The organism is Rummeliibacillus sp. BSL5 (genome assembly GCF_052928305.1).
Window position 1 is genome coordinate 54,207 of the sequence record NZ_JAVGCV010000005.1, and the last position, 24,723, is coordinate 78,929.

21 protein-coding genes and 1 other annotated feature are annotated in these 24,723 nt (G+C 39.1%); of the genes, 1 reads left to right on the forward strand and 20 read right to left on the reverse strand.

Going from position 1 to position 24,723, the window contains the following annotated elements; all coding sequences use genetic code 11:
* Positions 1 to 6: 6 nt before the first annotated feature.
* From rlmB to RCJ93_RS13920, 14 genes are all read right to left on the reverse strand, one after another.
* Positions 7 to 753, reverse strand: coding sequence for a 23S rRNA (guanosine(2251)-2'-O)-methyltransferase RlmB (rlmB, locus tag RCJ93_RS13855; RefSeq protein ID WP_066790964.1), 747 nt, complete (start codon positions 751 to 753; stop codon positions 7 to 9).
* The gene (locus tag RCJ93_RS13860) at positions 750 to 1,175 is read right to left on the reverse strand and encodes a Mini-ribonuclease 3 (RefSeq protein ID WP_269465571.1); all 426 of its coding nucleotides are present in this window, start codon (positions 1,173 to 1,175) and stop codon (positions 750 to 752) included. Before RCJ93_RS13860 ends, rlmB begins: the two co-directional genes overlap by 4 nt.
* A gap of 5 nt (positions 1,176 to 1,180) precedes the next feature.
* A complete protein-coding gene (gene cysS / locus RCJ93_RS13865; RefSeq protein WP_251648222.1) occupies positions 1,181 to 2,581 on the reverse strand; it encodes a cysteine--tRNA ligase in 1,401 nt (466 codons plus the stop codon).
* A 6-nt stretch (positions 2,582 to 2,587) separates the two neighbouring features.
* Entirely contained in the window at positions 2,588 to 3,229 is a 642-nt protein-coding gene (cysE, locus tag RCJ93_RS13870) for a serine O-acetyltransferase (protein ID WP_066790971.1), read from the reverse strand.
* 68 nt (positions 3,230 to 3,297) lie between these two features.
* Positions 3,298 to 3,523 (reverse strand) — a binding site (T-box leader).
* 122 nt (positions 3,524 to 3,645) lie between these two features.
* Complete coding sequence (gene gltX / locus RCJ93_RS13875) at positions 3,646 to 5,103, reverse strand: glutamate--tRNA ligase (protein WP_446739308.1); 1,458 nt, start codon at positions 5,101 to 5,103, stop codon at positions 3,646 to 3,648.
* Positions 5,104 to 5,180: 77 nt separating this feature from the next.
* Complete coding sequence (gene ispF, locus RCJ93_RS13880) at positions 5,181 to 5,657, reverse strand: 2-C-methyl-D-erythritol 2,4-cyclodiphosphate synthase (protein WP_066790974.1); 477 nt, start codon at positions 5,655 to 5,657, stop codon at positions 5,181 to 5,183.
* A 1-nt stretch (position 5,658) separates the two neighbouring features.
* A complete protein-coding gene (gene ispD, locus RCJ93_RS13885) occupies positions 5,659 to 6,345 on the reverse strand; it encodes a 2-C-methyl-D-erythritol 4-phosphate cytidylyltransferase (protein WP_446739309.1) in 687 nt (228 codons plus the stop codon).
* A 77-nt stretch (positions 6,346 to 6,422) separates the two neighbouring features.
* A complete protein-coding gene (locus RCJ93_RS13890) occupies positions 6,423 to 7,538 on the reverse strand; it encodes a PIN/TRAM domain-containing protein (RefSeq protein WP_251648219.1) in 1,116 nt (371 codons plus the stop codon).
* Between the two features lie 308 nt (positions 7,539 to 7,846).
* On the reverse strand, positions 7,847 to 9,223 hold the full coding sequence (radA, locus tag RCJ93_RS13895) for a DNA repair protein RadA (protein WP_147197434.1): 1,377 nt from the start codon (positions 9,221 to 9,223) through the stop codon (positions 7,847 to 7,849).
* A 117-nt stretch (positions 9,224 to 9,340) separates the two neighbouring features.
* Positions 9,341 to 11,779: an ATP-dependent Clp protease ATP-binding subunit gene (locus tag RCJ93_RS13900; RefSeq protein WP_150285376.1), complete on the reverse strand. Its 2,439-nt coding sequence runs from the start codon at positions 11,777 to 11,779 to the stop codon at positions 9,341 to 9,343.
* Between the two features lie 27 nt (positions 11,780 to 11,806).
* Positions 11,807 to 12,877 carry a protein arginine kinase gene (locus tag RCJ93_RS13905; RefSeq protein ID WP_251648218.1) on the reverse strand — a complete coding sequence of 357 codons (1,071 nt, stop codon included), beginning with the start codon at positions 12,875 to 12,877 and terminating at the stop codon, positions 11,807 to 11,809.
* Positions 12,867 to 13,433: a UvrB/UvrC motif-containing protein gene (locus RCJ93_RS13910; protein WP_251648217.1), complete on the reverse strand. Its 567-nt coding sequence runs from the start codon at positions 13,431 to 13,433 to the stop codon at positions 12,867 to 12,869. The genes RCJ93_RS13905 and RCJ93_RS13910 overlap by 11 nt, the downstream gene beginning before the upstream one ends.
* Complete coding sequence (locus RCJ93_RS13915; protein ID WP_066790988.1) at positions 13,423 to 13,917, reverse strand: CtsR family transcriptional regulator; 495 nt, start codon at positions 13,915 to 13,917, stop codon at positions 13,423 to 13,425. The genes RCJ93_RS13910 and RCJ93_RS13915 overlap by 11 nt, the downstream gene beginning before the upstream one ends.
* Positions 13,918 to 14,085: 168 nt before the next feature.
* Positions 14,086 to 14,403: a DUF4870 domain-containing protein gene (locus RCJ93_RS13920; RefSeq protein ID WP_147197440.1), complete on the reverse strand. Its 318-nt coding sequence runs from the start codon at positions 14,401 to 14,403 to the stop codon at positions 14,086 to 14,088.
* Positions 14,404 to 14,577: 174 nt separating this feature from the next.
* Here RCJ93_RS13920 and corA point away from each other — a divergent pair, with 174 nt between their 5' ends.
* Entirely contained in the window at positions 14,578 to 15,537 is a 960-nt protein-coding gene (gene corA / locus RCJ93_RS13925) for a magnesium/cobalt transporter CorA (RefSeq protein ID WP_251648216.1), read from the forward strand.
* An 89-nt stretch (positions 15,538 to 15,626) separates the two neighbouring features.
* Here the strand turns inward: corA and RCJ93_RS13930 are convergent, their stop codons facing one another.
* The 6 genes from RCJ93_RS13930 to RCJ93_RS13955 all read right to left on the reverse strand — a co-directional run bounded on the left by RCJ93_RS13930 (position 15,627) and on the right by RCJ93_RS13955 (position 24,537).
* The gene (locus tag RCJ93_RS13930) at positions 15,627 to 15,818 is read right to left on the reverse strand and encodes a hypothetical protein (RefSeq protein WP_066790995.1); all 192 of its coding nucleotides are present in this window, start codon (positions 15,816 to 15,818) and stop codon (positions 15,627 to 15,629) included.
* Between the two features lie 133 nt (positions 15,819 to 15,951).
* The gene (locus RCJ93_RS13935; RefSeq protein WP_066790997.1) at positions 15,952 to 16,443 is read right to left on the reverse strand and encodes an acyl-CoA thioesterase; all 492 of its coding nucleotides are present in this window, start codon (positions 16,441 to 16,443) and stop codon (positions 15,952 to 15,954) included.
* A 99-nt stretch (positions 16,444 to 16,542) separates the two neighbouring features.
* Positions 16,543 to 17,970 carry an aldehyde dehydrogenase family protein gene (locus tag RCJ93_RS13940; protein WP_446739310.1) on the reverse strand — a complete coding sequence of 476 codons (1,428 nt, stop codon included), beginning with the start codon at positions 17,968 to 17,970 and terminating at the stop codon, positions 16,543 to 16,545.
* A gap of 163 nt (positions 17,971 to 18,133) precedes the next feature.
* Entirely contained in the window at positions 18,134 to 18,463 is a 330-nt protein-coding gene (locus tag RCJ93_RS13945; RefSeq protein WP_446739311.1) for a DUF779 domain-containing protein, read from the reverse strand.
* 18 nt (positions 18,464 to 18,481) lie between these two features.
* Positions 18,482 to 19,999, reverse strand: coding sequence for an acetaldehyde dehydrogenase ExaC (gene exaC, locus RCJ93_RS13950; protein WP_446739312.1), 1,518 nt, complete (start codon positions 19,997 to 19,999; stop codon positions 18,482 to 18,484).
* A 227-nt stretch (positions 20,000 to 20,226) separates the two neighbouring features.
* A complete protein-coding gene (locus RCJ93_RS13955) occupies positions 20,227 to 24,537 on the reverse strand; it encodes a metallophosphoesterase (protein WP_446739313.1) in 4,311 nt (1,436 codons plus the stop codon).
* Between the last annotated feature and the right edge of the window lie 186 nt (positions 24,538 to 24,723).

A 24,723-nucleotide genomic window follows, 5' to 3' on the forward strand; every position in this document is an offset into this window, starting at 1 on the left:
TGTCACCTAAATCTCATGGCGCTTGCGGTATACCTCGTACATCAAAAGAGAAGCAGCTACCGAAGCATTCAATGAGGTAACATGACCCACCATCGGCAAGTGGTAAAGGAAATCGCATTTTTCTTTTAAGATACGACTCATTCCTTTTCCTTCACTGCCGATAATGACAGCTAGCGGAAGTGTGGCATCCATTTTGCGATAATCAACAGAACCTTTTGCATCTGTCCCTGCAATCCATACGCCGCGTTCTTTTAACTCTTCTACTGTTTGTGCTAGATTGCTGACGCGAACAGTAGGGATGTATTCAATGGCTCCTGTAGATGCTTTAGCAACTACAGCTGTCAAACTTACCGACCGTCGCTTTGGAATAATGATGCCATGTGCTCCTATTGCATCCGCCGTCCGCATAATAGAGCCCAAATTATGAGGATCCTCAAGTTCGTCTAAAATAATAAAGAACGGATCTTCTTGGCGTTCTTTTGCCAATTGGAATAAATCATCAAGCTCTGCGTAATTGTAGGCTGCAACAGATGCCACAATTCCCTGATGGTTTTCGGAAGATAGTTGATCTATCTTCTTTTTTGGAACAAACTGTACGATAATTCCTCGTTCTTTTGCCATACTTATCAATTCATTGATGCCGCTTTTTTTAACGCCTTCTGCAATCCATATTTTATTGATGTCTCTCGTTGAACGAAGAGCTTCTAAAACCGGATTTTTTCCGGCAATCATTTCTTTTGTTTGTTCAGTCACTTTTTCGCCACCTCTTCTCTCTTATTTTCGACTAATTGTATGGCATATTGAATAACTTGTTCTTGTCTTTCTTGCTGTTTCGTTAAATATAAAAAACCAAGAACCGCTTCAAAAGCGGAACTATAATGATACGTTTGTACATCTGTATTTTTGGGGACGGAGCCAGACTTGGCGTTGCGTCCCCTTTTTAATACAGCCATTTCTTCTTCTGTAAAAAATGCTTCATCCATCATTTGGCGAATGACCATCGCTTGTGCTTTAGCAGAAACATAATGCGTTGCTTCCCTGTGCAAAACATTTGGCTTTACTCGCCCAGTTTGTAGCAAGTGTTCACGGATGGCAATTTCTAAAACGGCGTCTCCCATATAAGCTAAAGCTAGCGCGTTCAGTTGTTTTACATCCGCCGTGCGCAGTTCTTTCACTTTTATTAACCTCGTTTCCATCGAACACCTTGGCGTGTATCTTCTAAAATAATATTCATTTCTTTCAATTGATCTCGTATTTCATCAGCACGTTTAAAATCACGATCTTTACGTGCTTGTTGTCTTTCTTCAATCAGAGCATCAATTTCTTCATCTACTAATTCCTCTTTCACCTCGAGCTCAAGGCCTAATACATGTGAAAGCTCAGATAGCGTATCAATAAAAGCAGTTAATACTTCTTTATTAGTATTTTCTTGATTCAAGTACTTATTCGCTTCAGTTGATAAGCTGAATAAGGCAGCAATAGCATTTGCAGTATTGAAATCATCGTCCATAGCTGTTTCAAAATCCAGGCGTTGCTTTTCGATTTCATCCAAGTCCGATGTATCGGCATCTTCTAGGTTCGCAGATACTTGCAACCGGTGTTTTAAATTCGTATAAGAAGTGCGTATACGTTCTAAGCCTGCAGCTGCTGCTTCCACTAAATCTTGAGCAAAGTTAATTGGATGGCGATAGTGTACCGATAGCATAAAGAATCTTAAAACTTGTGGATCAATTTGCTGAATAATATCATGCACTAAGATAAAATTCCCTAGTGATTTTGACATTTTTTCGTTGTCAATATTGATATAACCATTGTGCATCCAATATCTCGCGAATGTTTTACCAGTGTATGCTTCAGATTGGGCAATTTCATTTTCATGGTGCGGGAAGGTTAAATCCTGTCCGCCTGCATGGATATCGATTGTATCACCAAAATGATTGTGGACCATCACTGAGCATTCAATATGCCATCCTGGACGTCCTTTGCCCCATGGGCTTTCCCATGAGATTTCACCCGGCTTCGCTGCTTTCCATAAAGCAAAATCCAAAGCATCTTCTTTTTTCTCACCCGCTTCAATGCGAGCGCCTACTTTTAAATCATCTACTGACTGGTGAGATAATTTGCCGTACCCTTCGAATTTACGGGTTCTGTAATAAACATCTCCCTGTGATTCATAGGCATAGCCTTTATCAACCAATACCTTAATAAAATCGATAATTTCATCCATATGTTCAGTTACACGTGGATGTGCATCCGCCTTTTGGCAGCCCAATGCAGTGATATCCTCAAAATAAGCGTTTATGAAACGTTCTGTTAGCTCAGGCACTTCTTCCCCTAATTCGTTGGCTGCTTTGATAATTTTATCGTCCACATCAGTAAAGTTAGAAACATATGTCACATCATATCCGCGATATGTTAAATAACGGCGCACTGTATCGTATACGATGACAGGACGTGAATTTCCGATATGAATATAGTTATAAACGGTTGGACCGCATACATACATCTTAACCTTTCCTTCTTCAAGAGGGACAAATAATTCTTTTTCTCTTGTTAACGTGTTGAAAATTTGGATTCCCATAAAATACTATCTCTCCTTTTTGTTTTCTTCTTGTTCTAAAGCGGTTATTTTTTCTTCTATTTTCATTAATCGTTCTTCTACTGGATCAGGTATGTTTTGATGATCTAATTTTTGTTTATGGTTGACACGGACGCCATCCTGGATGACTACTTTACCTGGAATCCCTACAACAGTGGCATTTGGAGGGACCTCTTTTAATACAACGGATCCTGCCCCGATTTTACTATTCTCTCCAATTGTAATCGAACCTAATACCTTTGCTCCTGTGGCCACTAGGACGTTGTCATGAAGTGTTGGGTGCCGTTTACCTTTTTCTTTCCCTGTACCACCCAATGTCACGCCTTGATACAGCGTCACATCATTGCCAATCTCGCAGGTTTCACCAATGACTACTCCCATACCATGGTCGATGAAGAAACGCCGGCCAATTTTTGCCCCTGGGTGAATTTCAATCCCTGTAAAGAAACGGCTAATCTGAGAAATCGCTCTTGCCAAAAAATAAAATTTGCGTTTATACAAACCATGGGCAATACGGTGAGACCATATAGCATGCAAGCCTGCATAGGTTAACACCACTTCCATTGTGCTTCGCGCTGCCGGGTCATTATCAAAAATCGTTTGAATGTCTTCTTTCATATTCTTAAACATATAAATCCTCCCCCAAAAATATCTAAGACATTTGGATTCAACAAAAAAGACGCCCCTGTCTAATGAAAGACAGAGACGCCTACTATGCGCGGTTCCACTCTGATTGGAAGCATACTTGCTTCCCGCTTGAACATCTTTTAACGGAGATTACCGGCTAAGTCTACTCTAGTGACTATTTCAACTTAACGCTCAGAGGTGCATTTCTGTAATTCATTGGCTCAGACCATTTTCAGCCGGTGATGGTCCTCTCTTTTAGAGCATGAATTGCGTACTTCTCCTCTTCATCGCTTTTATATCATTTGTTAGCTTCATTTTACAATGTAGCGAAAAAAAATCAATCAAAATAAAAACCAAATAAAAATTGTAAATCTATTTTATTCATCCCGCCCTACGACAGCATATGAATAAAGGTATTACTAAATGAATGCTTCGATCCGTTTAACAACAGTGTCTTTGCCCAGTAATGAAAGTGCATCATTTAGTTCTGGTCCATGCATTTCACCCGTAGTAGCTACACGGATTGGCATGAAAAGATTTTTGCCTTTATGGCCTGTTTCTTTCTGCACTGTTTTGATTGCTTTCTTAATGTCTGCAGGCTCAAATGATTCCAACTGTTGTAATTGTTCTTTGAATGCAGCCATTACTTCTGGTACTTGCTCTCCTGCAAGAACTTCTTTTTCTTCATCAGTATATGCAAGTTCCTCTGTAAAGAACATACGAGATAAATCAACAATTTCTGCTCCAAAGCTCATTTGCTCATGGTACAAACCAATCAACTTATTAGCCCACTCTTGTTGTTCCTCGGATAAGTTTTCAGGAAGAAGTCCGTCTTTTTGTAAAAATGGAAGGGTTAAAGCAACTACTTCTTCGCTATTCAGCTTCTTCATGTATTGATTATTCATCCATTTTAGTTTTTGTTTATCGAACATGGATGGTGATTTAGATAGACGTTTTTCATCAAACTTTTCGATAAGCTCTTCTTTTGTGAAGATCTCTTCTTCGCCCTCTGGAGACCAACCTAATAGAGCGAAGAAATTGAACATCGCTTCTGGCAGGTAGCCAAGATCTCTATATTGTTTCACAAACTGGATAATGGATTCATCACGCTTAGAAAGTTTTTTATGGTTTTCATTTACGATCAGCGTCATATGGCCATAGTGAGGTGGTTCAAAACCAAATGCATTAAATATCATTAATTGCTTTGGTGTATTTGATAAATGCTCTTCCCCTCTAAATACATGTGTAATATCCATCATATGATCATCAAGAACTACTGCATAATTATATGTTGGGATGCCATTTGCTTTTACGATAACCCAATCGCCGATATCTTTTGATTCAAAAGAAATTTCTCCGCGAACTAAATCATCGAATCTATATACAACGTTTTCTGGCACTTTAAAACGGATTGTATAAGGTTCGCCTGCTTCTTCTTTTGCAGCTACTTCCTCTTTTGATAGATGTCTGCATTTTCCGTTATACATAGGAGCCGCAACGCCGCGCTCTTGCTGAGCTTCACGGTCTGCTTCTAATTCTTCTGTTGTACAGAAGCATTTATAAGCCATGCCCATATCAATTAGCTTATTTGCGTATTCTGTATAAATTTCTAAACGTTCCATTTGACGATATGGCGCATATGGACCACCAATATCAATTGATTCGTCGTAATCAATACCAAGCCATTTTAGGTTGTCTAATTGAGATGCTTCGCCACCCTCGATATTGCGGGCCACATCCGTATCTTCAATGCGGACAATAAAGTCTCCGTCGTGGTGTTTTGCATACAAAAAGTTAAATAAAGCTGTACGTGCGCCGCCAATATGTAAATGTCCAGTAGGGCTCGGTGCATAACGTACTCGAACTTTGTTAGTCATGTCTAAATCCTCCTATTAATCGTTCAAAAATTCAACTTTACCCATTTTACCACTGCTAGTATGAAAATTAAAGGAAGTCACTTTTTAATAAGCAAAATAGTTGCCATACTTGCAATTCCTTCTTCACGCCCTGTAAAGCCTAATTTTTCTGTTGTTGTAGCTTTGACATTTACTTGAGAAGGCTCTGCATGTAAAAGTTCCGCAATTCGATTTCTCATTTGCTCAATATAAGGCGCAAGTTTTGGCCGTTGTGCCATAATAGTGCAATCAACATTTCCTAAAGTATAACCCTTCGATTCTACGATCTCCCAAATGTATGAAAGCAATTTTGCAGAATCTGCATCCTTGAATGCCGGATCAGTGTCGGGGAAATGATGACCGATATCCCCTTCCCCAATCGCTCCTAATGCAGCATCCGTTACGGTATGTAATAATACATCCGCATCAGAGTGACCGATTAAGCCTTTACTATGAGGGATTGTAATACCGCCAATAATTAATGGGCGCCCTTCTTCAAATGCATGTACGTCAAAACCTTGTCCTATTCTAAACATGTTATCCTCCTATACGTTGACTTAAAATAGCATCGCCAAATATTAAGTCCTCTTTAGTAGTTATTTTAACGTTTTCATAGCTACTTTCAACTATATATACAGATTGTCCTAAACGTTCAACGAGCATCGCTTCATCTGTTCCTAAAAAATTGTCTGTTTCTGCTTGCTGTTCCGCCTTTTTTAAAAGTGTGAAATCGAAAGCTTGCGGTGTTTGAATCATCCATAAACTTGAACGATCAACAGTTCCTTTAATCTTTCCGTTCTCTACTACTTTCATTGTATCTTTTGCTTTTACGCCTGCAATGGCAGCACCTTTTTTCTCGGCTGCTTCTACTAATTCATGGATTATAGGAATGGTGATAAATGGTCTTGCCGCATCATGTACCAAAACAATTTGGCCATCCTCTATCTGCTTCACACAGGCTACAACACTATGCTGCCTTTCTTCTCCACCATTCGGCATAGCCTTCACTTTTGTAATATGGTATTTCTCTAATAGTGTTTGAATATAAGCTTTTTCATTAGGCTTTACAGCTAACCAAATACCTCTACATGCTTCATCCTGTTGGAAAACCTCTAACGTATGGATTAAGATGGGCTTATTTCGAAGCTCCAAAAATAACTTATTGTGTCCAGCAGCCATCCTTTTCCCACTACCCGCCGCTGGTAATATAACATCATACTGCATCCGGTTCACTCTTTCTTAATAGAAAAGGACAAGGTAAATTACCCTGCCTCTCTGCATTTTGTTACGGCAAGTGCCTGCTAGCCTGCACTTTTGCCATTATATTTTGGCTTAGCAAAAATCATACGCCCTGCTGATGTTTGCAGTACGCTTGTCACGGTAACAACAATTGCTTGGCCGATATATGATTTTCCTTCTTCAACCACAATCATCGTGCCGTCATCTAAATATGCAACACCTTGATTATGCTCTTTACCGTCTTTAATCACCAGCACATTCATTTCTTCCCCAGGAATGACCACTGGTTTGACTGCATTTGCTAAATCATTAATATTTAATACTTTCACATTATGAAGATCGCATACTTTATTTAAATTAAAGTCATTTGTTAAAATCTGACCACCCATTTTTTTCGCTAAACGGACTAATTTTAAATCAACCTCTTGCACATCTTCAAAGTCCACTTCAGTGATCAAAACTTGTGTGGCTCTTTCATCTTGCAATTTTTTCAAGATATCAAGCCCACGGCGCCCTCTGGTCCTCTTCAGCGTATCAGATGAGTCCGCTATATGCTGAAGCTCAGTTAATACGAATTGAGGTACAACGAACGTTCCCTCGATAAAGCCTGTTTCTGAGATATCAGCAATCCGGCCATCAATGATGACACTAGTATCTAAAAGCTTATACTTTGCATCGTCGAGTTCTACATCTTCTCCCATTGCCTTTTTCTTCGATGTATTCGATGATTGAGCTTTCCCTGCTGTAAATACATGAATCAGTTCATCTCTCTTTTTAAAACCGACCTGGAATCCGAGATAGCCGAGAACAATGGACAATAGGACAGATAAGATAGGCACAATCGTAGTGATTAAAGGAATTTTGATGTTATCAATAGAAAAGCCAATTAGGTAAGCAAGTATCAACCCAATAATTAAACCTAATGTCCCGAACAACAAATCTCCTACCGGTGCTTTTAATAATTTATCTTCCATCCACCGAATAAATTTTACAAAGTAATCTGAAACCCAAAATGAGAAAGCAAATAACAAGATGGCTCCTACAGCCACTGATGTATACGGATTATTCAACCACGGGTTATCTGATAGATGAATGATTTGGTATAATAGCGGTAAGACAAATAAACCCACAGTCCCTCCAATAAAAAGAAACGCAATTTGGATTATTCCCTTTAACATTCAGGCACCTCCTTTTTTTATTTTAATTATACATAGTTTACCTTTGATGCGTCTTGTGAAACCTCTTTCTTACACCCTATGACAAAGATGGGCTAATCTTGACACAGATCATGAAAAAGCATTCATTTAGCAAGTGCAACGAGGTGAAGCGGAATAGCTGCGAAGGTTTTCTAAGATGATGTGAAACTCTTAATATGCTGTTATTCAGGAGCTCACTTCTCTGCTAACCTTTATAGTGCCTTCTATTCCGACTCCTTATAATTCCCCAGATAAATATATAAATAACCAGGCATTACACAAAAAACATCTTATGCCTTATCAAAACTTAATTTTAGTGCTTGATTAACTGTATCTACCCCGACTACTTCAATGGTATCTGGATACTCAAAGCCACCCAAGTTGGATGCTGGGACAATCGCGCGTTTGAACCCTAGTTTGGCTGCTTCCTGAATTCTTTGTTCAATCCGTGACACTCTTCGCACTTCACCTGTTAATCCTACTTCTCCGATATAACAATCCATTGGTTTAGCAGCTGTATCTCTAAAGCTTGAAACAATGCTTACAAGAACCGCTAAATCAATAGCAGGCTCATCTAGCTTAACCCCGCCTGCTACTTTGATATAAGCATCCTGTGCCTGTAAAAGCATGCCCATCCTTTTTTCTAATACTGCCATCAATAAGGATATTCGGTTCTGATCTACTCCTGTTGCCATTCGCTTTGGATAATTGAAACTTGAAGGCGTTACGAGAGCTTGTACTTCGACTAAGATGGGGCGAGTACCTTCCATCGACGCCACAACAGTGGAGCCTGGAGCACCCTGCGAACGTTCTTGCAGAAACAATTCTGAAGGATTTAATACTTCCTTCAAACCATTTTGGAGCATCTCAAAAATAGCAATTTCATTAGTAGAACCAAATCTATTTTTTTGGCTCCGTAGAATTCGATAAGTGTGGTGGCGTTCTCCTTCAAAGTAAAGGACTGTATCCACCATATGTTCTAGTATCCTTGGCCCTGCAATTTGCCCTTCCTTCGTCACATGTCCAACTAAGAAAATCGCAATATTCTTCGTTTTCGCTATACGCATAAATTCAGCAGTACATTCTCTAACCTGCGAGACACTTCCCGGTGCACTTGTTACATTCGGGTGGTACACCGTTTGAATGGAATCCACAATAACAAACTTGGGGTTCACTTCTTCAATCGTTTGATTTAGAAATTCTAGATTTGTTTCTGAATAAATGTAAAGCTCTTCGGATTTTACGCCTAGTCTTTCAGCTCTTAGCTTCGTTTGGCGAATAGATTCTTCTCCGGAAATATAGAGGACACGATGCCCTTTATTTGAAAGAATCGCTGAAACTTGCAGCAAAAGCGTGGATTTTCCAATCCCCGGATCCCCACCAATTAGGACAAGTGAGCCTGGGACAATCCCACCTCCTAGGACGCGATTCAGTTCGTTTAGTTCCGTTTCAATCCTTGGTGCATCTTCTGTTTCAACTGCAATTAACGGCGTAGCTTTCTGCGTTACAGACGAGGAATGCTGAAAAGCCCCTCTTGGCCCCTTGGATACTACTTCTACTTCTTCCACCATTGTATTCCAATCACCGCAACCAGGACATCTACCTAGCCATTTTGGCGATTCATATCCACATGCATTACAAAAAAACTTTGTCTTCTTTTTGGCCATTTTATATCTCCTGCCATTTTTAGTCTTACTCTTATTATAAAACAAGGCGTCCCAAATTTCGCATTTGGAACGCCTCACTGTTGCGTATTATTTTTCAATACGTTGACATAAAGTTCACTATTTTGTTGCTAATTCTTTGACATTCACGACAAATTCTCCATCTTTCACATCAAATTCAACGCGTTGTCCAGTTAAGACAGTGCCTTTTAAGATTTCTTCTGATAGGCGGTCTTCTATATTTTTTTGGATAGCTCTGCGCAATGGGCGGGCACCGTATTGCGGATCGTATCCTTCTTCTGCAATTTTGTCGATTGCTTCCGTTGTAAGATCGAGCGTAATATCTTGCTCATGCAGGCGTTTTGTTAATTGGTTTACCATTAGGTTTACAATTTTGCGCAAATCTTCTTTTTCTAATGAGTGGAAGACAATCATTTCGTCGATACGGTTTAAGAACTCTGGACGGAATGCTTTTTTCAATTCTTCCATCATGACACTTTTTGCATTTTCTTGGCTTTGTGATGCACTTTGAGCACCAAAACCAAGTGATTTGCGGTATTTCAAGGCCTCTGCACCTACATTGGATGTCATTATAACCACCGTATTACGGAAGTCCACTACACGGCCTTTAGAATCCGTTAAACGGCCATCGTCCAACACTTGTAAGAGGATATTGAAAACATCCGGGTGAGCTTTCTCAATTTCATCAAGCAAAATAACAGAATATGGTTTGCGGCGTACTTTCTCTGTCAGCTGACCACCTTCCTCAAAACCGACATATCCTGGAGGCGATCCAACAAGTCGAGAAGTCGAATGTTTTTCCATGTATTCGGACATATCTACACGGATCATGGCATCTTCATCACCGAACATTACTTCAGCTAAAGCCCGGGCAAGTTCTGTTTTACCAACACCTGTTGGGCCTAAGAATATAAAGGAACCGATTGGACGTTTTGGATCTTTTAATCCTGCACGAGCACGGCGAATCGCTCTCGAAATAGCTTCAACTGCTTCGCTTTGGCCTACTACTCGTTTATGCAACTCATCCTCTAAGTTCAACAGCTTCTCTGATTCAGCTTGCGCCAGTTTAGAGACTGGGACACCCGTCCACATGGACACAACTTCCGCAATATCATTCACCGTTACTTTAGATTCTGATTTACCTTGCGCTTCTTTCCATTCTTTTTTCGTGCTGTTCAATTTATCTTTAAGCTTTTGTTCAGAATCACGTAAGGACGCAGCTTTTTCAAATTCTTGAGATTGGACTGCAGCCATTTTTTCAGAATGAAGTGAGTCTAGCTCTTGTTCTAACTCTTTTAAATCTGGTGGTGTTGTAAATGAACGCAACCGGACTTTAGATCCTGCTTCATCGATTAAGTCAATTGCTTTGTCGGGCAAGAAACGGTCTGAAATGTAGCGGTCTGACATTTTAGCAGCCGCTTCAATGGCTTCATCTGTAATTTTGACACGGTGGTGAGCTTCATAACGGTCGCGCAGCCCATTAATAATTTGAATAGCTTCATCCACTGATGGTTCATCGACTTGTATTGGTTGGAAGCGACGTTCAAGGGCTGCATCTTTTTCAATGTACTTGCGGTATTCATCTAATGTTGTAGCACCAATACATTGTAATTCTCCTCGAGCAAGTGATGGTTTCAAGATATTTGAAGCATCAATTGCTCCTTCTGCTCCACCAGCACCAATTAATGTGTGCAACTCATCGATAAATAGGATAACGTTTCCTGCTTGGCGAATTTCATCCATTACCTTTTTTAATCGGTCTTCAAATTCACCACGGTATTTTGTACCCGCTACGACCGTTCCCATATCAAGCGTCATAACACGTTTATCGCGCAATGTTTCAGGCACTTCATTGTTCACGATTTGTTGTGCAAGACCTTCTGCAATCGCTGTTTTACCGACACCTGGCTCCCCGATTAATACAGGGTTGTTTTTAGTACGGCGAGACAGCACTTCAATTACGCGTGTAATTTCTTTGCTGCGTCCAATCACAGGATCCAAGCTGCCTTCTCGTGCTATTTGAGTAAGGTCTCTTGCTAATCCATCGAGCGTAGGTGTATTAGCTGTCGGCGCACTGTTATTGCTTGCTTGTGGATGATCATTACTTCCAAGCAGTTGTAGTACTTGCTGACGGGCTTTGTTTAGGCTGACACCCGCATTATTTAACACGCGAGCTGCTACACCTTCGCCTTCTCTAATTAACGCAAGCAATAAATGTTCTGTACCAATGTATGAATGGCCCAGTTTGCGAGATTCATCGACTGATAATTCAATGACCTTTTTAGCACGTGGTGTATAGTGTACAATTGGGCCTACATTTTTAGTGCCGACACCAACCAATTCTTCAATACCTTCTTCAATCATTTCTGTACTCACATTGATCGCTTCAAGCGCTTTTGCCGCAATGCCGCCTCCTTCACGTATGAGGCCTAGCAAAATATGTTCTGTGCCGATGGCTTCGTGTTTCATACGGATTGCCTCTTCCTGTGCTAATTGCAGAACTTTTTGAGCGCGCTGTGTAAATCGATTGTACATCATGAAGATCCTCTCCTTTTTACTGTTATATTATTTAACCGTCGTATTGTTTAATTTTTCTCGAATAATTGTTGCTCGAAATACATCTCTTTCGTTCGCCTGGAGCGTTGTACCAGCAAGCTGCTGCAAGAAACCAGGCTGCATAATCAACATACATTCATTCAAAACTCTATCCGGATATGTTGGAATTAATCCCAAATCTATACCCAACCGGACATTTGATAAACAATTAGCCGCTTCTTCACTAGATAAAATCCTTGCATATTTCAACACACCTAATGATCGATTTAAACGATCTGAAACAGCAATAGATGCGTGTTCTAGCAAAGCTCTACGGGCACCGATTTCTTTTTGAATAATTTGCTCGGCTACACTTTGTAGATCTAAAATAATATCTTCTTCTGGCTTGCCGAGGGTGATTTGGTTAGAAATTTGATAATAATTCCCGAGAGCTTCGGTACCTTCTCCGTATATTCCTCTTACAACCATGCCTAAACGAGCCATTGTATTCATCAGCGTTCCCATTTGGTTAGTCGCAGTTAGGGCAGGTAAATGCATCATCACTGATGCACGAAGTCCTGTACCTGTGTTTGTTGGACAGCTTGTAAGGTAGCCAAATGAATCATCGAAAGCATATGGTAGCTTTCTTTCTAAAAGTCGGTCCACTTCATCAGCCAGCTGATAAGCCTTATCCAATTGCAGGCCTGGTTGTAAGCTTTGTATGCGGATATGGTCTTCTTCATTTACCATGATGCTAATCGTTTCATCATCCGACACTAAGATAGAGCCTGTTTTTGTTTTATTTGCTAATTGCGGGCTAATTAAATGCTTCTCTACCAAAACCTGACGCTTAAGAGCGGGCATATCATGAAGTGAGAAATAAGAGAATGGCATATCAAATTTCTGGTCTCCATCAATCAATGCATTTGAAACCATTTTGTCAATTTGCAACGCTTCATCTTCTGAAAAAGCCCGTGGAAACCGAAAACCATTTATATTTCTAGCTAGGCGAATCCTTGTACTCATGACGATATCGCCAAATGTACTATCCCCTCTCATCCATATAGGAGGTTTGCTTTGCAGAAAGTGGTCAATGTTCATCTCTTTTCTCACCTCCTCCATTCAATTTGTTTTCAAGCAATTTAACCTCATCTCGAATTTCCGCGGCGTCTTCAAAACGTTCCTCTTCCACTGCTGTTTTCATATCTTGTCGCAGCGCTTCAATTTGGCGTTTTGTCTGATAGCTCTCATTAATTGATCCAGGAACCTTGCCTATATGTTCTGTAGCGCCATTATGAAGCCGTTTTAATACCTGCGGCAAAAAATCTTTAAACGTCTCATAACACGTTGGACAATTGAATTTCCCTTCTTCGAGAAATTGTCTATATGTCATGCCGCATTGTGGACAGCTTTCATTTTGCACTTTACTTTGTGGTTTCTTGATAGGCATATCCTGTACTGACCAGCTTGGCGTTCCGAATAAATTTGAAAATAGTTTTTGCATGGCATTGGAACTATCACCAGGTTCAAGATTCACGTGAAAGTGATCTAGCTGCTTATTGCATACATCACAAAAGTGCCTTGTTATCTTATTGCCGTTTTTCATCTGTGTGACTGTAATTGTTGCAGGCCGCTGTTTACAATTTTCACATATCATCTTTAACACCTCTTTGCATTTGCTGGTCGTATTTCACCGCTAGTAACATCGCCCTCATAATGCGCGCTCGTAGTTCATCGCGTAAGGGTAAATGGAGGGACAATACTGAACGGTCTAGTGCCGCTATCATCATCCTTGCTTCTCTTTGCGTTATTACATCTTCATCAATTAACCGAAAAATAAAGTCCTGTGCAGACGACTGTGTGATAGAATCACCAATTTGATGCATAATCTCTTCAATTAACTCGGTCCCTGAGCTTGCTCTAACACGTAAAATCCGTATATAGCCACCCCCGCCTCGCTTACTTTCAACGATATACCCTCGCTCGGCTGTAAACCTTGTATTGATGACATAATTGATTTGGGAAGGTACACATTGAAATTTGTCAGCAATTTCACTTCGTTTGATTTCAATATGACCTTTACCACCTAATTCAATAATCTCTTTTAAATACCCTTCAATAATGTCTGAGATATTCCGCATTTTTATTCCACCTCACTCGCTTCACTGACTTTGACTAACTTTGACTTTATTATATGTGCCATCAAAAAATGATGCAAATATTTTGCTTAACCTGGAAAATCGTTATTCATTCTCCTAATATACACAAAAAACATACTGCTATATGCAGTATGTTCATAAGTTTTTGTATTAAATCCACTTTCCAACAATCGGATATTCCCAATGTGTTCCCTGAAGTGCTCTAATTATACCGATAATAGGTATAATAACGCCCATAATCCCGAAAATAATTATCATCGGAATGCCAATAATCGCAAGAATTATAGTGAAGGTCAGGATGCCTCCAACTGTAACGAGCAGCCACATAACGAATTGGAACAGCAGCGCTTGAATTGACAAACGTTTTATCTCTTCATCTCTAATAAACACAAAAATAAGAATCGGGACTAAACATGGGGCAAAAAAAGCGCTCGCATGCAAAATAACTTTTAACCCTTTATTCTCCATCTTGTTATTCACTCACTTTCAATATCAATTTTTACTTAACTTAATTTACGTATTACATTAAATATAGTTTCATTTTTTTATACCTCTCTTATATAAGGAATTTCTCCTTTCTGGCATTGTTTACATAATTGTGAGAGGATAAATATACGAATATTGTTGAAAAGAGGGTCTGAGATGATTCGAACGCTTGGTATCACTAATGATCAACAACTCTTAGCTGATTTTTCGCTCGAAGAGATTAAAACCGGCAAGTTTATATGGTATTGGGTCGATTTTGAATCGCCTACCACAGAAGAAAATAGATTACTTAGCAGCTTTTTTCATTTTCACCCCTTAGCCATCGAGGATTGTTTAATGAGACTACAAAGGCCTAAACTGGACTATTATGAGGGGTACCATTTTCTTGTCGCTCATAAAATAAATAAAGAAACATTTGAAGGGGAAGAGGTCAATTTATTTGTAGCGCCAGACTTTATAGTCACCTATCATCACTCACCTGCCCCCGAGTTTGCCATCGTGAGAGAACGAATTGAGGAAATGCCAGCTTCCTGGGAGCGCGGACCCCTGTATATTGCCTATCAAGTACTTGATAAAATTGTTGATGGCTACTTTCCGTTAGTATATGACATCGAAGATCATTTGAATGAAATAGACGATGAAATCGGTTTTAAGAGTACGACAAAATCAATGAAATATGTATTTGATCTAAGGAGCGATTTGCTTCATATTCGTCGCATCGTTTTGCCAATGCGCGATTTACTTTATCGAGTTTTAAATTCCTATCGCTTCCGCTTGAATGACCAGGAACGGGCTTACTTTATGGATATACACGACCATTTGATTAAGCTGACAGAAATGGTGGAATCGAATCGGGAACTGACAGCAGACATGCGAGATAGCCATATGTCGATAAACTCGAGCCGGATGAATGGCATTATGATGATTTTGACTATTATTTCTTCCATATTCATACCGCTGACATTTATTGCGGGTGTCTATGGAATGAATTTTAAAAACATGCCTGAGCTCAATTGGCATTATGGTTACTTTATTATCTTATTCATTATGTTTGGCATTGCCTTTTCGATGGCCATCTGGTTTAAGTTGAAGGGATGGTTTGACTATAGACCGTAAAAACGAAAATAGAACAGCTGCAAAGTTCTCTATACTTTGCAGGCTATTCCATTTAAAGTTGGTTTATATTAATCTCATTAATATGGGATTTATTTAGGAGTATCCTTTAAACCAAAAAGGACAAAAGACAGGAGATAAGTGACGATGGTTGCACCGATTGTAATATAGATTCTGTGGCTCATTGGCACTTCTGTATAGTTAGCATTTAGAAGCATTAACGATGAGACCGCTACTACCATTGCTAATGGCAATGCATATTTCATTCCTCTTTTTGTATCCATGCTGTACATCCTATTCTTGTGATTTTTTCTTTATTGTAGCATGTTCTACCTAGCTCGAATAGATAAAGAAACGATAATAGGCGATTGCTGTTATAAGATACAGCAACCGCCTATTTGTATAATATACCGATTATTATAAAGTAAAGAACTTGCTTGGCATTTCGCGCTTTTCTTTACGAATCTTCCGGCGTATCGAGCCTGATTCGAATAATTTCTTTTCTTGTTCTGTTTCTGGGAAAACGGGCGCTACTTCCTGAGGTGCACCATTGGTATCTACTGCTACCATAGTAACGAAAGATTCTGTCGTTAGTTTTTTTACACCTGTGTCGATATTAGTAGAATGCACCACGATATATAACTCCATCGATGTGCGTCCAGTAGAACTAACAATCGCCTCTAGTTCTAGGACTTCTCCTGAACGGACTGGCGAATAAAAGTCCACTGAGTCGAAAGATGCTGTTACTGTTTGCATTTTTGCATGCTTCATGGACGTAATCGCTGCGATCTCATCAATATACGCCAACACCTTCCCACCAAAAATTGTGCTCATATGGTTGGTATCGGGCGGTAAAACCAATCTTGTTTGTATTGTTCTTGAACTGCCCATTGGCACTGCTTCTAGCATCGTATACACTCCTCACGTATCTTTTAACACATAATTTTAAAGGGAAGCCCTTGTTCAACAAGTCATTTCTCTGTACTTGCATCGACTTCTCCAAACATACTACAGTTTAGTCTTAATCGTAATAAACTTCAAATCAGTCATTTCGTTCACTGCATATTTAATGCCTTCGCGTCCATATCCGCTATTCTTCACTCCACCATATGGCATATTATCTATACGGAATGTTGGAACATCATTAATGATGACTGCACCAGCTTCTAATTCCTCTGCTGCTCTCATGGCATCTTCTAAATTATTTGTAAAGATCCCTGCATTTAAACCTAAATCTGATTGGTTTACTAAATTAATCGCTTCATCGAATGTGTCATATGGAACAATGGATACAATCGGAGCAAATGTTTCCTGGCATGCTACCTTCATATCAGGCTGAACATTGGCCATGACAGTTGGTGTTAAGGTACGCTCTGTGAAAGTTCCACCTGTAGCAACGGTTGCACCTTGCTCTTTCGCCTCTGCAATCCATTGCATAATGCGTGTAACTTCTTTTGGATTAATCATTGCACTTACATCTGTTTTTTCGTCCAAAGGATCGCCTACTACCAATTTTTCTGTAGCTGCAACAAAGTCATTTAGAAATTGGTCATAAATCGATTGATGGACATAAATACGCTGTAGTGAAATACATACTTGTCCTGCGTAACCAAATGCGCCACTTACACAGCGATCTATAATTTTATCGATTGGCACACTTGGTTCTACAATCAAGCCTGCATTAGAACCCAATTCAAGCGTTACCTTTCGCAATCCTACTTTTTCTTTAATCTTCAATCCAACAGAACTGCTACCTGTAAACGTAACCTTTTTGACGAGCGGATGTGTAACAAGCGTATCGCTTAACTCACTTCCACTTCCAGTAACGATTTGAAGCATCCCATCTGGTAAACCTGCATCTTTAAAGATTCCAGCCATTACAAGGCTGCTTAAAGGTGTTTGTCCAGCAGGCTTTAAAACAACTGCGTTACCCACAGCAAATGCAGGACCTAATTTATGTGCCACTAAGTTAAAAGGAAAGTTAAATGGCGTAATGGCTGATATAACACCTAAAGGTACGCGTTTTGTCCAGCCAATCCGATCTTTTCCACCCGGTGCAGCATCCATCGGAAGCGTTTCACCACTTAATCCTTTAGCTGCCTCGGCTGCAAATTGGTACGTTGTAATGGTACGATCAATTTCAGTAAGGGCAGCTGTGATTGGCTTTCCTGCTTCTCTCGCTGCTATTTCAGCTAGATCTTGCTTGCGCTCTTTCATTAACTCTGCCACTCGATATAAAATTTCAGCTCTTTCATAAGCCGTTGATGATTTAAATTGAAGAAAGGCTTGATGTGCGCCTTCAATGCTTCGTTCTACATCATTCACGGTGGCTTTCGCTATATTTGAAATATGCTCTCCATTATAAGGAGCGGTTAATTCATAGCTTTCAGCTGTGCTAACCCATTCTCCATTAATCCATAATTTTGTTTCCTTCACAGAAGACACCTCCGTTAAAGTTATACCCCTCTTATTCCATACTAACATGATTACTTTTTCATATCCTAAATAGATGCCTAGCATTTCCCAAACTGAAAAAACTCCAGCTATCATAGCCTGGAGTTTTGTGCTTACATTAAATTGTACACTTTTCTCGTTAATCCTATTCAAAAACTCTTGATTCAATCACGAAATGTTCTTTTTCAATACTATCCAGCGAAAACGAAGCGCCTCTGCCAGGCTTCACATCTAAGATCAGCTGGGTATGCCTCATATACTCATAGTGGCTTTTGTGTATATAAAATGGCACATCGCCCACTTTACCAAGAAGTAGATCCTGTTCACCTACTCGAAAATCCTCTTCTTTATAGCACATAGGTGCAGAGCCATCACAGCACCCACTAGATTGAAAAATTAAAATCGGACCATGCAACGATTTCATATAGTTGATAAACTCAAGAGCTTTATCTGTCGCTTGTATACATGCTGTCATCTAGAATCCACGACTATTCTAGAAGAAACCTTGTGGCTTACGATTATAGCTGACAAGTAAATTCTTCGTTTGTTGATAATGCTCTAACATCATTGCATGGTTTTCACGGCCAATGCCTGATTGCTTATAACCGCCAAACGCTGCACCCGCTGGATATTGGTGATACGTATTTGTCCATACACGACCAGCTTCAATAGCGCGTCCTGCACGATAAGCGGTATCACCTGAACGAGACCATACACCTGCACCTAAACCATATACGGTGTCATTTGCAATTTCGATGGCTTCATCAAAGTCTTTAAATGTAGTGACACCAAGGACTGGGCCAAATATTTCTTCCTGGAAAATACGCATTTTATTATGGCCTTTGAATACAGTTGGTTTTATATAATAACCGTCCTCAAAACCATCTATCTGATTGTGCTCACCACCGATTAAACATTCTGCCCCTTCCTCCTTGCCTAATTTTAAGTATGATAGAATTTTTTGCTGCTGCTCGTTTGATGCTTGTGCCCCCATCATTACTTCGGTATCAAGCGGATTGCCAATCTTAATTGATTCAATTCTCGCCATTGCTCGTTCGATGAATTGATCGTAAATGGATTCTTGCACTAATGCACGGGAAGGGCATGTACAAACCTCTCCAGAGTTAAAAGCAAACATTACAAAACCTTCAATTGCTTTATCTAAAAAATCATCATCATGTTCCATGACATCTTCAAAGAAGATATTTGGCGATTTACCACCAAGCTCAAGGGTAACAGGAATAATGTTTTCGGTTGCATATTGCATTACTTGGCGACCTACTGCAGTAGAACCCGTGAAAGCAATTTTAGCAATGCGAGGGTTTGTAGCAAGTGGTTTGCCTACTTCTACGCCATAACCGTTAACTACATTCACCACACCAGCAGGAAGTAGATCTTGAATTAATTCCATTAGCACCATAATAGATGCTGGCGTTTGTTCTGCTGGTTTTAATACAACACAGTTACCCGCAGCAAGCGCAGGAGCCAATTTCCAGACAGCCATTAATATCGGGAAATTCCAAGGAATGATTTGCCCAACAACGCCAAGTGGTTCTTGGAAATGATAGGCTACAGTATCATTGTCTAGTTGGGTCGTACGTCCTTCTTGTGCACGAATAGCACTGGCGAAATAACGGAAATGGTCTGCAGCCAGCGGAATATCCGCATTCAATGTTTCACGGACAGCTTTACCGTTATCCCAAGTTTCTGCTACAGCCAATAGCTCTATATTGTCTTCAATTCTATCTGCAATTTTATTTAAAATACGGGCACGTTCAGCAGTAGAAGTCTTGCCCCATTCGCTTTTTGCACTATGTGCTGCATCTAAAGCTAGTTCAATATCATCTGCAGTGGAACGAGCTACTTTTGTAAATACTTGGCCATCCACTGGTGATACATTGTCAAAATATTGGCCTTTAACAGGTTCTACCCATTCGCCCCCGATAAAGTTATCATATTGAGCTTTAAATTGAACGACAGCACCTTCAGCATTTGGTTTTGCATAAATCATGTCCGATCTCCCCCTTATGTTTGAGCGAATACTACTATCCTATTAAATAGATAGCGCTTTCATATATAATGATGTCTGAAACTATCTTAATATTCAAGTTTTTTAAACTATATTCAAAAATATTTTCTATTAAGATAGATCCAACATTTCATATATATGGCCTAGATATAAAAATATGCATATAAAAAGAAGACAAATACAACACGTGTATATGTCTTCTTTATCAGTTACTTCGATGACCTGGTAACGGTTGAGAACTCACTGTATATTTTGTGGCCTTTGACCGTTTGATATGCCTTAATTTTATAATCTAAATTTTTGCCGTTCTTTATGTTTCTACTAGCAGCACTCACTTTAGAACCTTTGATTGCCATCAGTTTTTTATAGTTTGATCCTTTGCGTGGTGCTTTATAAATTTCGTAGCCTAGCGTTCCACTTACAGGCTTCCATGAGAAAAGAAGCTTGTCCTTCGATACTTCCTTGGCCTTCAGCTTTGTAGGCTTTGCCAATATAGCATTTCCTGATTTTATGTCTGTGTAAGGACTATACAATTTTGTATTTTCCACATTCTTGTAAGCACGCATTTTATAGAAATACGTATTCCCCAGTGAAACTTTTTTATCTATATATGTTGTTACTTTACTGTTTTTTAGGGTAGCTATTTTCTCATATTTGCCTGATTTCTCTACAGCGCGATAAATGATGTAGCCTTCTACATCTGTCGATCCCTTCCAGCTTACAGTAATTTGATTATAGGTTTTGCCTGATACAGAAAGCTTAGCTGGTTTTTCAGGATTCTTGATAAACTTCGCAAAAACCACTGTCTCAGTTTTTAACATCGTATCAAAATCAAACTCTTTTTTATATGAATTATCTGTATACCATCCTGCAAAAGTATAGCCTGCTTTTTTAGGTACCTCTAATGCTTCATCATCTCGTATTGTTTGTTGAGATACAACAGTACCATTCGCATCTTTAATAGATACTGCGTAATCTTTTAATCCATCACCAGTTTCAACCGTTTTGAAAGTCCAGATTGGCGAGCGGACTTTTCCTTGGTAATCATCTGTTACATCTGCATACCAGTAGTATTGTGTATTGTTCTCGAGGTCCTTCCATACTACTTTAGCAGCTTCATTGTTTTTTACATTTTGAGTTGCGCCAATTTTGGTATTCGTATAGACATTTACATTAAACGAATCGGTTGCTACTACTTTCTCTTTTGGCGTTAAATCTGTTTCAATAACAAATTCATCTTTGCCTGGATAGTCATCCGCATTATAAAAATTATATTTATTTAAATATGGAGAATAGGTTTTCACATAAATTTTATTCTCGATAGGATTTACTTGGAGAATGCGCATAAACCCTTGTCCACCTTCAGGACCACCGGAATAATCAGTTAGCATTTGATATACTTTACGATCAGGGTGACCATCACCATTGTCATCAATCTCATCTACTCGTGTTTCACTTCCAAAGAAATGACCTGATAAAACAAGAATGACATTTGGATTCTTTTCTACTACTTTTTCAAAGAGAGTATTTCCCAGGAAACTTCTATCGCCTGACGGTTGTAGGTACTCATGGAAATTAAGTATAGCTTTACGATCTGAATATTTCTGTAGTACTTTATTCATCCACTCTATACTCTCTTCATCAGTTCCCCATCCCATATAAAGCATAAGGAAATCATTGCCTTGTTCACTGATTAAATCATAATGGCCACGATTATTATCATAAGACTCACCGTAATAATCTTTGTTGATAAAACGTTTTTCACCAAAATATTTATAGAATGTATTGTAGTTAAAATCAATGTGGTTGACATCATGATTGCCTGCCAACACGCCATACGGAACATTTGCATCATCCAATGTTTTCATTGCAGCGTCTGCGTTGACCCATTGGCTTTTCTTTGATTGCATATCAATTATGTCTCCTGTATGGAATACATATTTAATCTTCATTTCATCTTGCTGATTCACAATCCACTTTGTCATTTCTTTATAGATTTGCGGATAGCTTTTCGCATAATATTGAGTATCTGTCATCCAAACAAAGGAATAATTAAATTGATTCGTCTGAGCTACTTCATCTTGAACCAATACTTGCACTTTGTGGTCACGTGCGAATGCAGTTCCTGAAATGACAGCATTCAATTTAAAGTTTTTATTATTGTTGGCGATTTTCCATTCTTGAACCTGCCATTTTTGTTTGTCAAAATTCCACACGTAGAGCGATACTCTACGACCAATAACAGATTTGCCCTCCCAATTTATTTCAACCTCATCTTTTGCAAGGTCTACTTCTTTATCCAATGATACTTCAAAGCGATGGTATGGATACTTGTCCGTGCCCGTTGTCGTTACGTATTTTTTATCTGGTGTAGCTATCGAATCAACATTTTCTATAGACTTTTCCCCATTTGATATGAGATCCTTCGGTGGTTCATTATCTGTCTTATTTTCATATGCTCTTATATGTTCATCTTGATTTGCAGTATATTGATACGCTTTTTTAAATGAAACATGCAAATCGTCTCCAGTTGGGTCACCGACAGTAACCTTCAACTTCGGTGCTAGAGGAACATCGACTGATTTTTCATAGGGTATCATTAACTGAGGTAGATAAGGTTGTTCTTCCACTACCTGGAACGTTGTAGTTTTCACTGAGCGATTCCCAGCTTGGTCCGTTGCTTCAATTCGTAAAGTATGGCTACCTGGTGTTAACGCTGCTGAAAAAGTATTAAACGGCAAAGCAATCTCATTATCATCTAGCTTTGCCACTACTTTTTGGACGCCTGCATAGTCATCCTTTAATTCAGCGTTAATGGTGAATTTGCCTTTATAAAGCTTATTCTTTTGGATAGATGGAACAATCACTGGCGGCGTATTATCAACAAAGACAGTGGATTTGACTGTTTTCTTCCCGCTCTTTGCCATAATGGTATGGGTTCCCTCTTTTGCACTCTTTGTATTCCATTTAAAGGAGCTTGCTGAAAACTGTTCGTCCGGTACAACAAAGCTTATTTTTAGAATAGGCTTTGACCCTTTGCTATCGCCAACTTTCCATTCCTTTTCCGGATCTGCATATTTAGGATCGTAGAGAACTGTTCCGTCACTTAATATTAATCGCATATGTTTGACAACAAAGTCATCACGATTTTCTTTTGAATTTTCATCAAAAGGCGATACCTTTGTTCCGGACCGAATAGCAAATGCTCGCTTCTTCCCTTTTGTAAAATACTTGGGGTCCACAGGAACAATAAGTGTTTTATACGAGGTGATTTTGTCATGGAATATTTGCAGGACATCCTTACCAATCGTCACACCATTTTCAAAATAACGATCAATTTTATTAACATCCATGACTAAGTACGCCTTGCTTTCCAAGGCCTCTGTTGTTTTTCCTGTTACATCCTCTTGATCAATCAATAAAGAAGATTTTGAATTTTTTTCTGTATTAAAGGCTTTTACTAATATATTTTTCGAGAGAACAGTATCATTCTGTATATTGAGTGATAGTCCTTGAGGTATTCTTTCTTGCATTACCTCTACTTTTTTCTTCTCAATCTCTTGCGTATTTGTTCCATCAGATACGCTTAAGTAATACTCTACATATTCCTTCCCAATCAGGTCTGTAGAGGGAATTGTATATTTATAGAGGCTACTGCCGCTCTTTTTAGTAAGGTCAATGGCTTTAAATGACTCTTCATCATTGGTCTTGTAGTACAAGCGAGCTGTTTTAATTGAAATATTATCATATAGGTTAAAAGAGAATAACAAATCATTTTGTTCGACGTTCACCTCAGGCGTAGAAACGTCTTGGATTTCCGGCTTTTGTTCATCTTTTGGAATAACCACTTTTTCAGATGGTATTTGCTCTGGCGATACATAGCCAGGCGTGGCATCATAGGTTCTACTGCTATACTTTTTCAACATCTTGTCCTTTGGCGTTCCTGAATATGTATAGAGTATTCCTTTGTCTGCTACAGTATCTATTACTCCAGGTACTTCATTATAGTAGGCAATTGCCACATCTTCCCCTGTGTTTGTTGCCAGTGCAAGACCTTGAACACCATTAACCTCCAAAGGTTTCGTAGCAGTTACCTTGACGATTGTTTCATTTTCAATTAGATTCACATCGTAATAACGATTAAAGTCTGCCACAGTTTTCGTATTATCTTGTACAATCCAGTAGACAATCGAACCTCCTGTTGGAATCGTGATGTCCTCAGTTTCAGGAGTCAAAACGTCATCTTCCTTTTTCAAATTTTCAAGATAGCGGTAGCGGAGCTTGTAATCATTTAAGGAAATATTTTTATCGGCATTATTGTAAATCTCCACAAATTGATAAGCATTTGTTCCTTCTGATTCAGCATTTTTAGGAACTACCTCTGTCATGAACAATGAAGGTGCGTTAAGTATTGAAGTGTCATTTTCAGCTGCATGGGCTGTCGTTACATGTAAGTTTGCTATGCTTGCTGAAAGAAAAAGTATGGAGGCAAGGAACATAGCTAACTTCTTTTTCATCATTTTGTCTAACCCCTTTGTAATTTTTGGATATAAAAAATAATTTTCCCATGCCTATTATAACAATACACCCAGATTTATCTACTAGTATCAGGAAAAAGATGAGTCTTTTTAACAATAAAAAATAAAAAACTGCACAATCTACATTGATAGATTGCGCAGCCTATAAAAATTTATCCCATATAATGA

Coding starts and splice junctions, on each gene's coding strand:
- cysS (WP_251648222.1), bottom strand. CDS start 2,581: ATGGGAATCCAAATTTTCAACACGTTAACAAGAGAAAAAGAATTATTT.
- cysE (WP_066790971.1), bottom strand. CDS start 3,229: ATGTTTAAGAATATGAAAGAAGACATTCAAACGATTTTTGATAATGAC.
- gltX (WP_446739308.1), bottom strand. CDS start 5,103: ATGACTAACAAAGTTCGAGTACGTTATGCACCGAGCCCTACTGGACAT.
- ispF (WP_066790974.1), bottom strand. CDS start 5,657: ATGTTTAGAATAGGACAAGGTTTTGACGTACATGCATTTGAAGAAGGG.
- ispD (WP_446739309.1), bottom strand. CDS start 6,345: ATGCAGTATGATGTTATATTACCAGCGGCGGGTAGTGGGAAAAGGATG.
- RCJ93_RS13890 (WP_251648219.1), bottom strand. CDS start 7,538: ATGTTAAAGGGAATAATCCAAATTGCGTTTCTTTTTATTGGAGGGACT.
- radA (WP_147197434.1), bottom strand. CDS start 9,223: ATGGCCAAAAAGAAGACAAAGTTTTTTTGTAATGCATGTGGATATGAA.
- RCJ93_RS13900 (WP_150285376.1), bottom strand. CDS start 11,779: ATGATGTACAATCGATTTACACAGCGCGCTCAAAAAGTTCTGCAATTA.
- RCJ93_RS13905 (WP_251648218.1), bottom strand. CDS start 12,877: ATGAACATTGACCACTTTCTGCAAAGCAAACCTCCTATATGGATGAGA.
- RCJ93_RS13910 (WP_251648217.1), bottom strand. CDS start 13,433: ATGATATGTGAAAATTGTAAACAGCGGCCTGCAACAATTACAGTCACA.
- RCJ93_RS13915 (WP_066790988.1), bottom strand. CDS start 13,917: ATGCGGAATATCTCAGACATTATTGAAGGGTATTTAAAAGAGATTATT.
- RCJ93_RS13920 (WP_147197440.1), bottom strand. CDS start 14,403: ATGGAGAATAAAGGGTTAAAAGTTATTTTGCATGCGAGCGCTTTTTTT.
- corA (WP_251648216.1), top strand. CDS start 14,578: ATGATTCGAACGCTTGGTATCACTAATGATCAACAACTCTTAGCTGAT.
- RCJ93_RS13930 (WP_066790995.1), bottom strand. CDS start 15,818: ATGGATACAAAAAGAGGAATGAAATATGCATTGCCATTAGCAATGGTA.
- RCJ93_RS13935 (WP_066790997.1), bottom strand. CDS start 16,443: ATGCTAGAAGCAGTGCCAATGGGCAGTTCAAGAACAATACAAACAAGA.
- RCJ93_RS13945 (WP_446739311.1), bottom strand. CDS start 18,463: ATGACAGCATGTATACAAGCGACAGATAAAGCTCTTGAGTTTATCAAC.
- exaC (WP_446739312.1), bottom strand. CDS start 19,999: ATGATTTATGCAAAACCAAATGCTGAAGGTGCTGTCGTTCAATTTAAA.
- RCJ93_RS13955 (WP_446739313.1), bottom strand. CDS start 24,537: ATGATGAAAAAGAAGTTAGCTATGTTCCTTGCCTCCATACTTTTTCTT.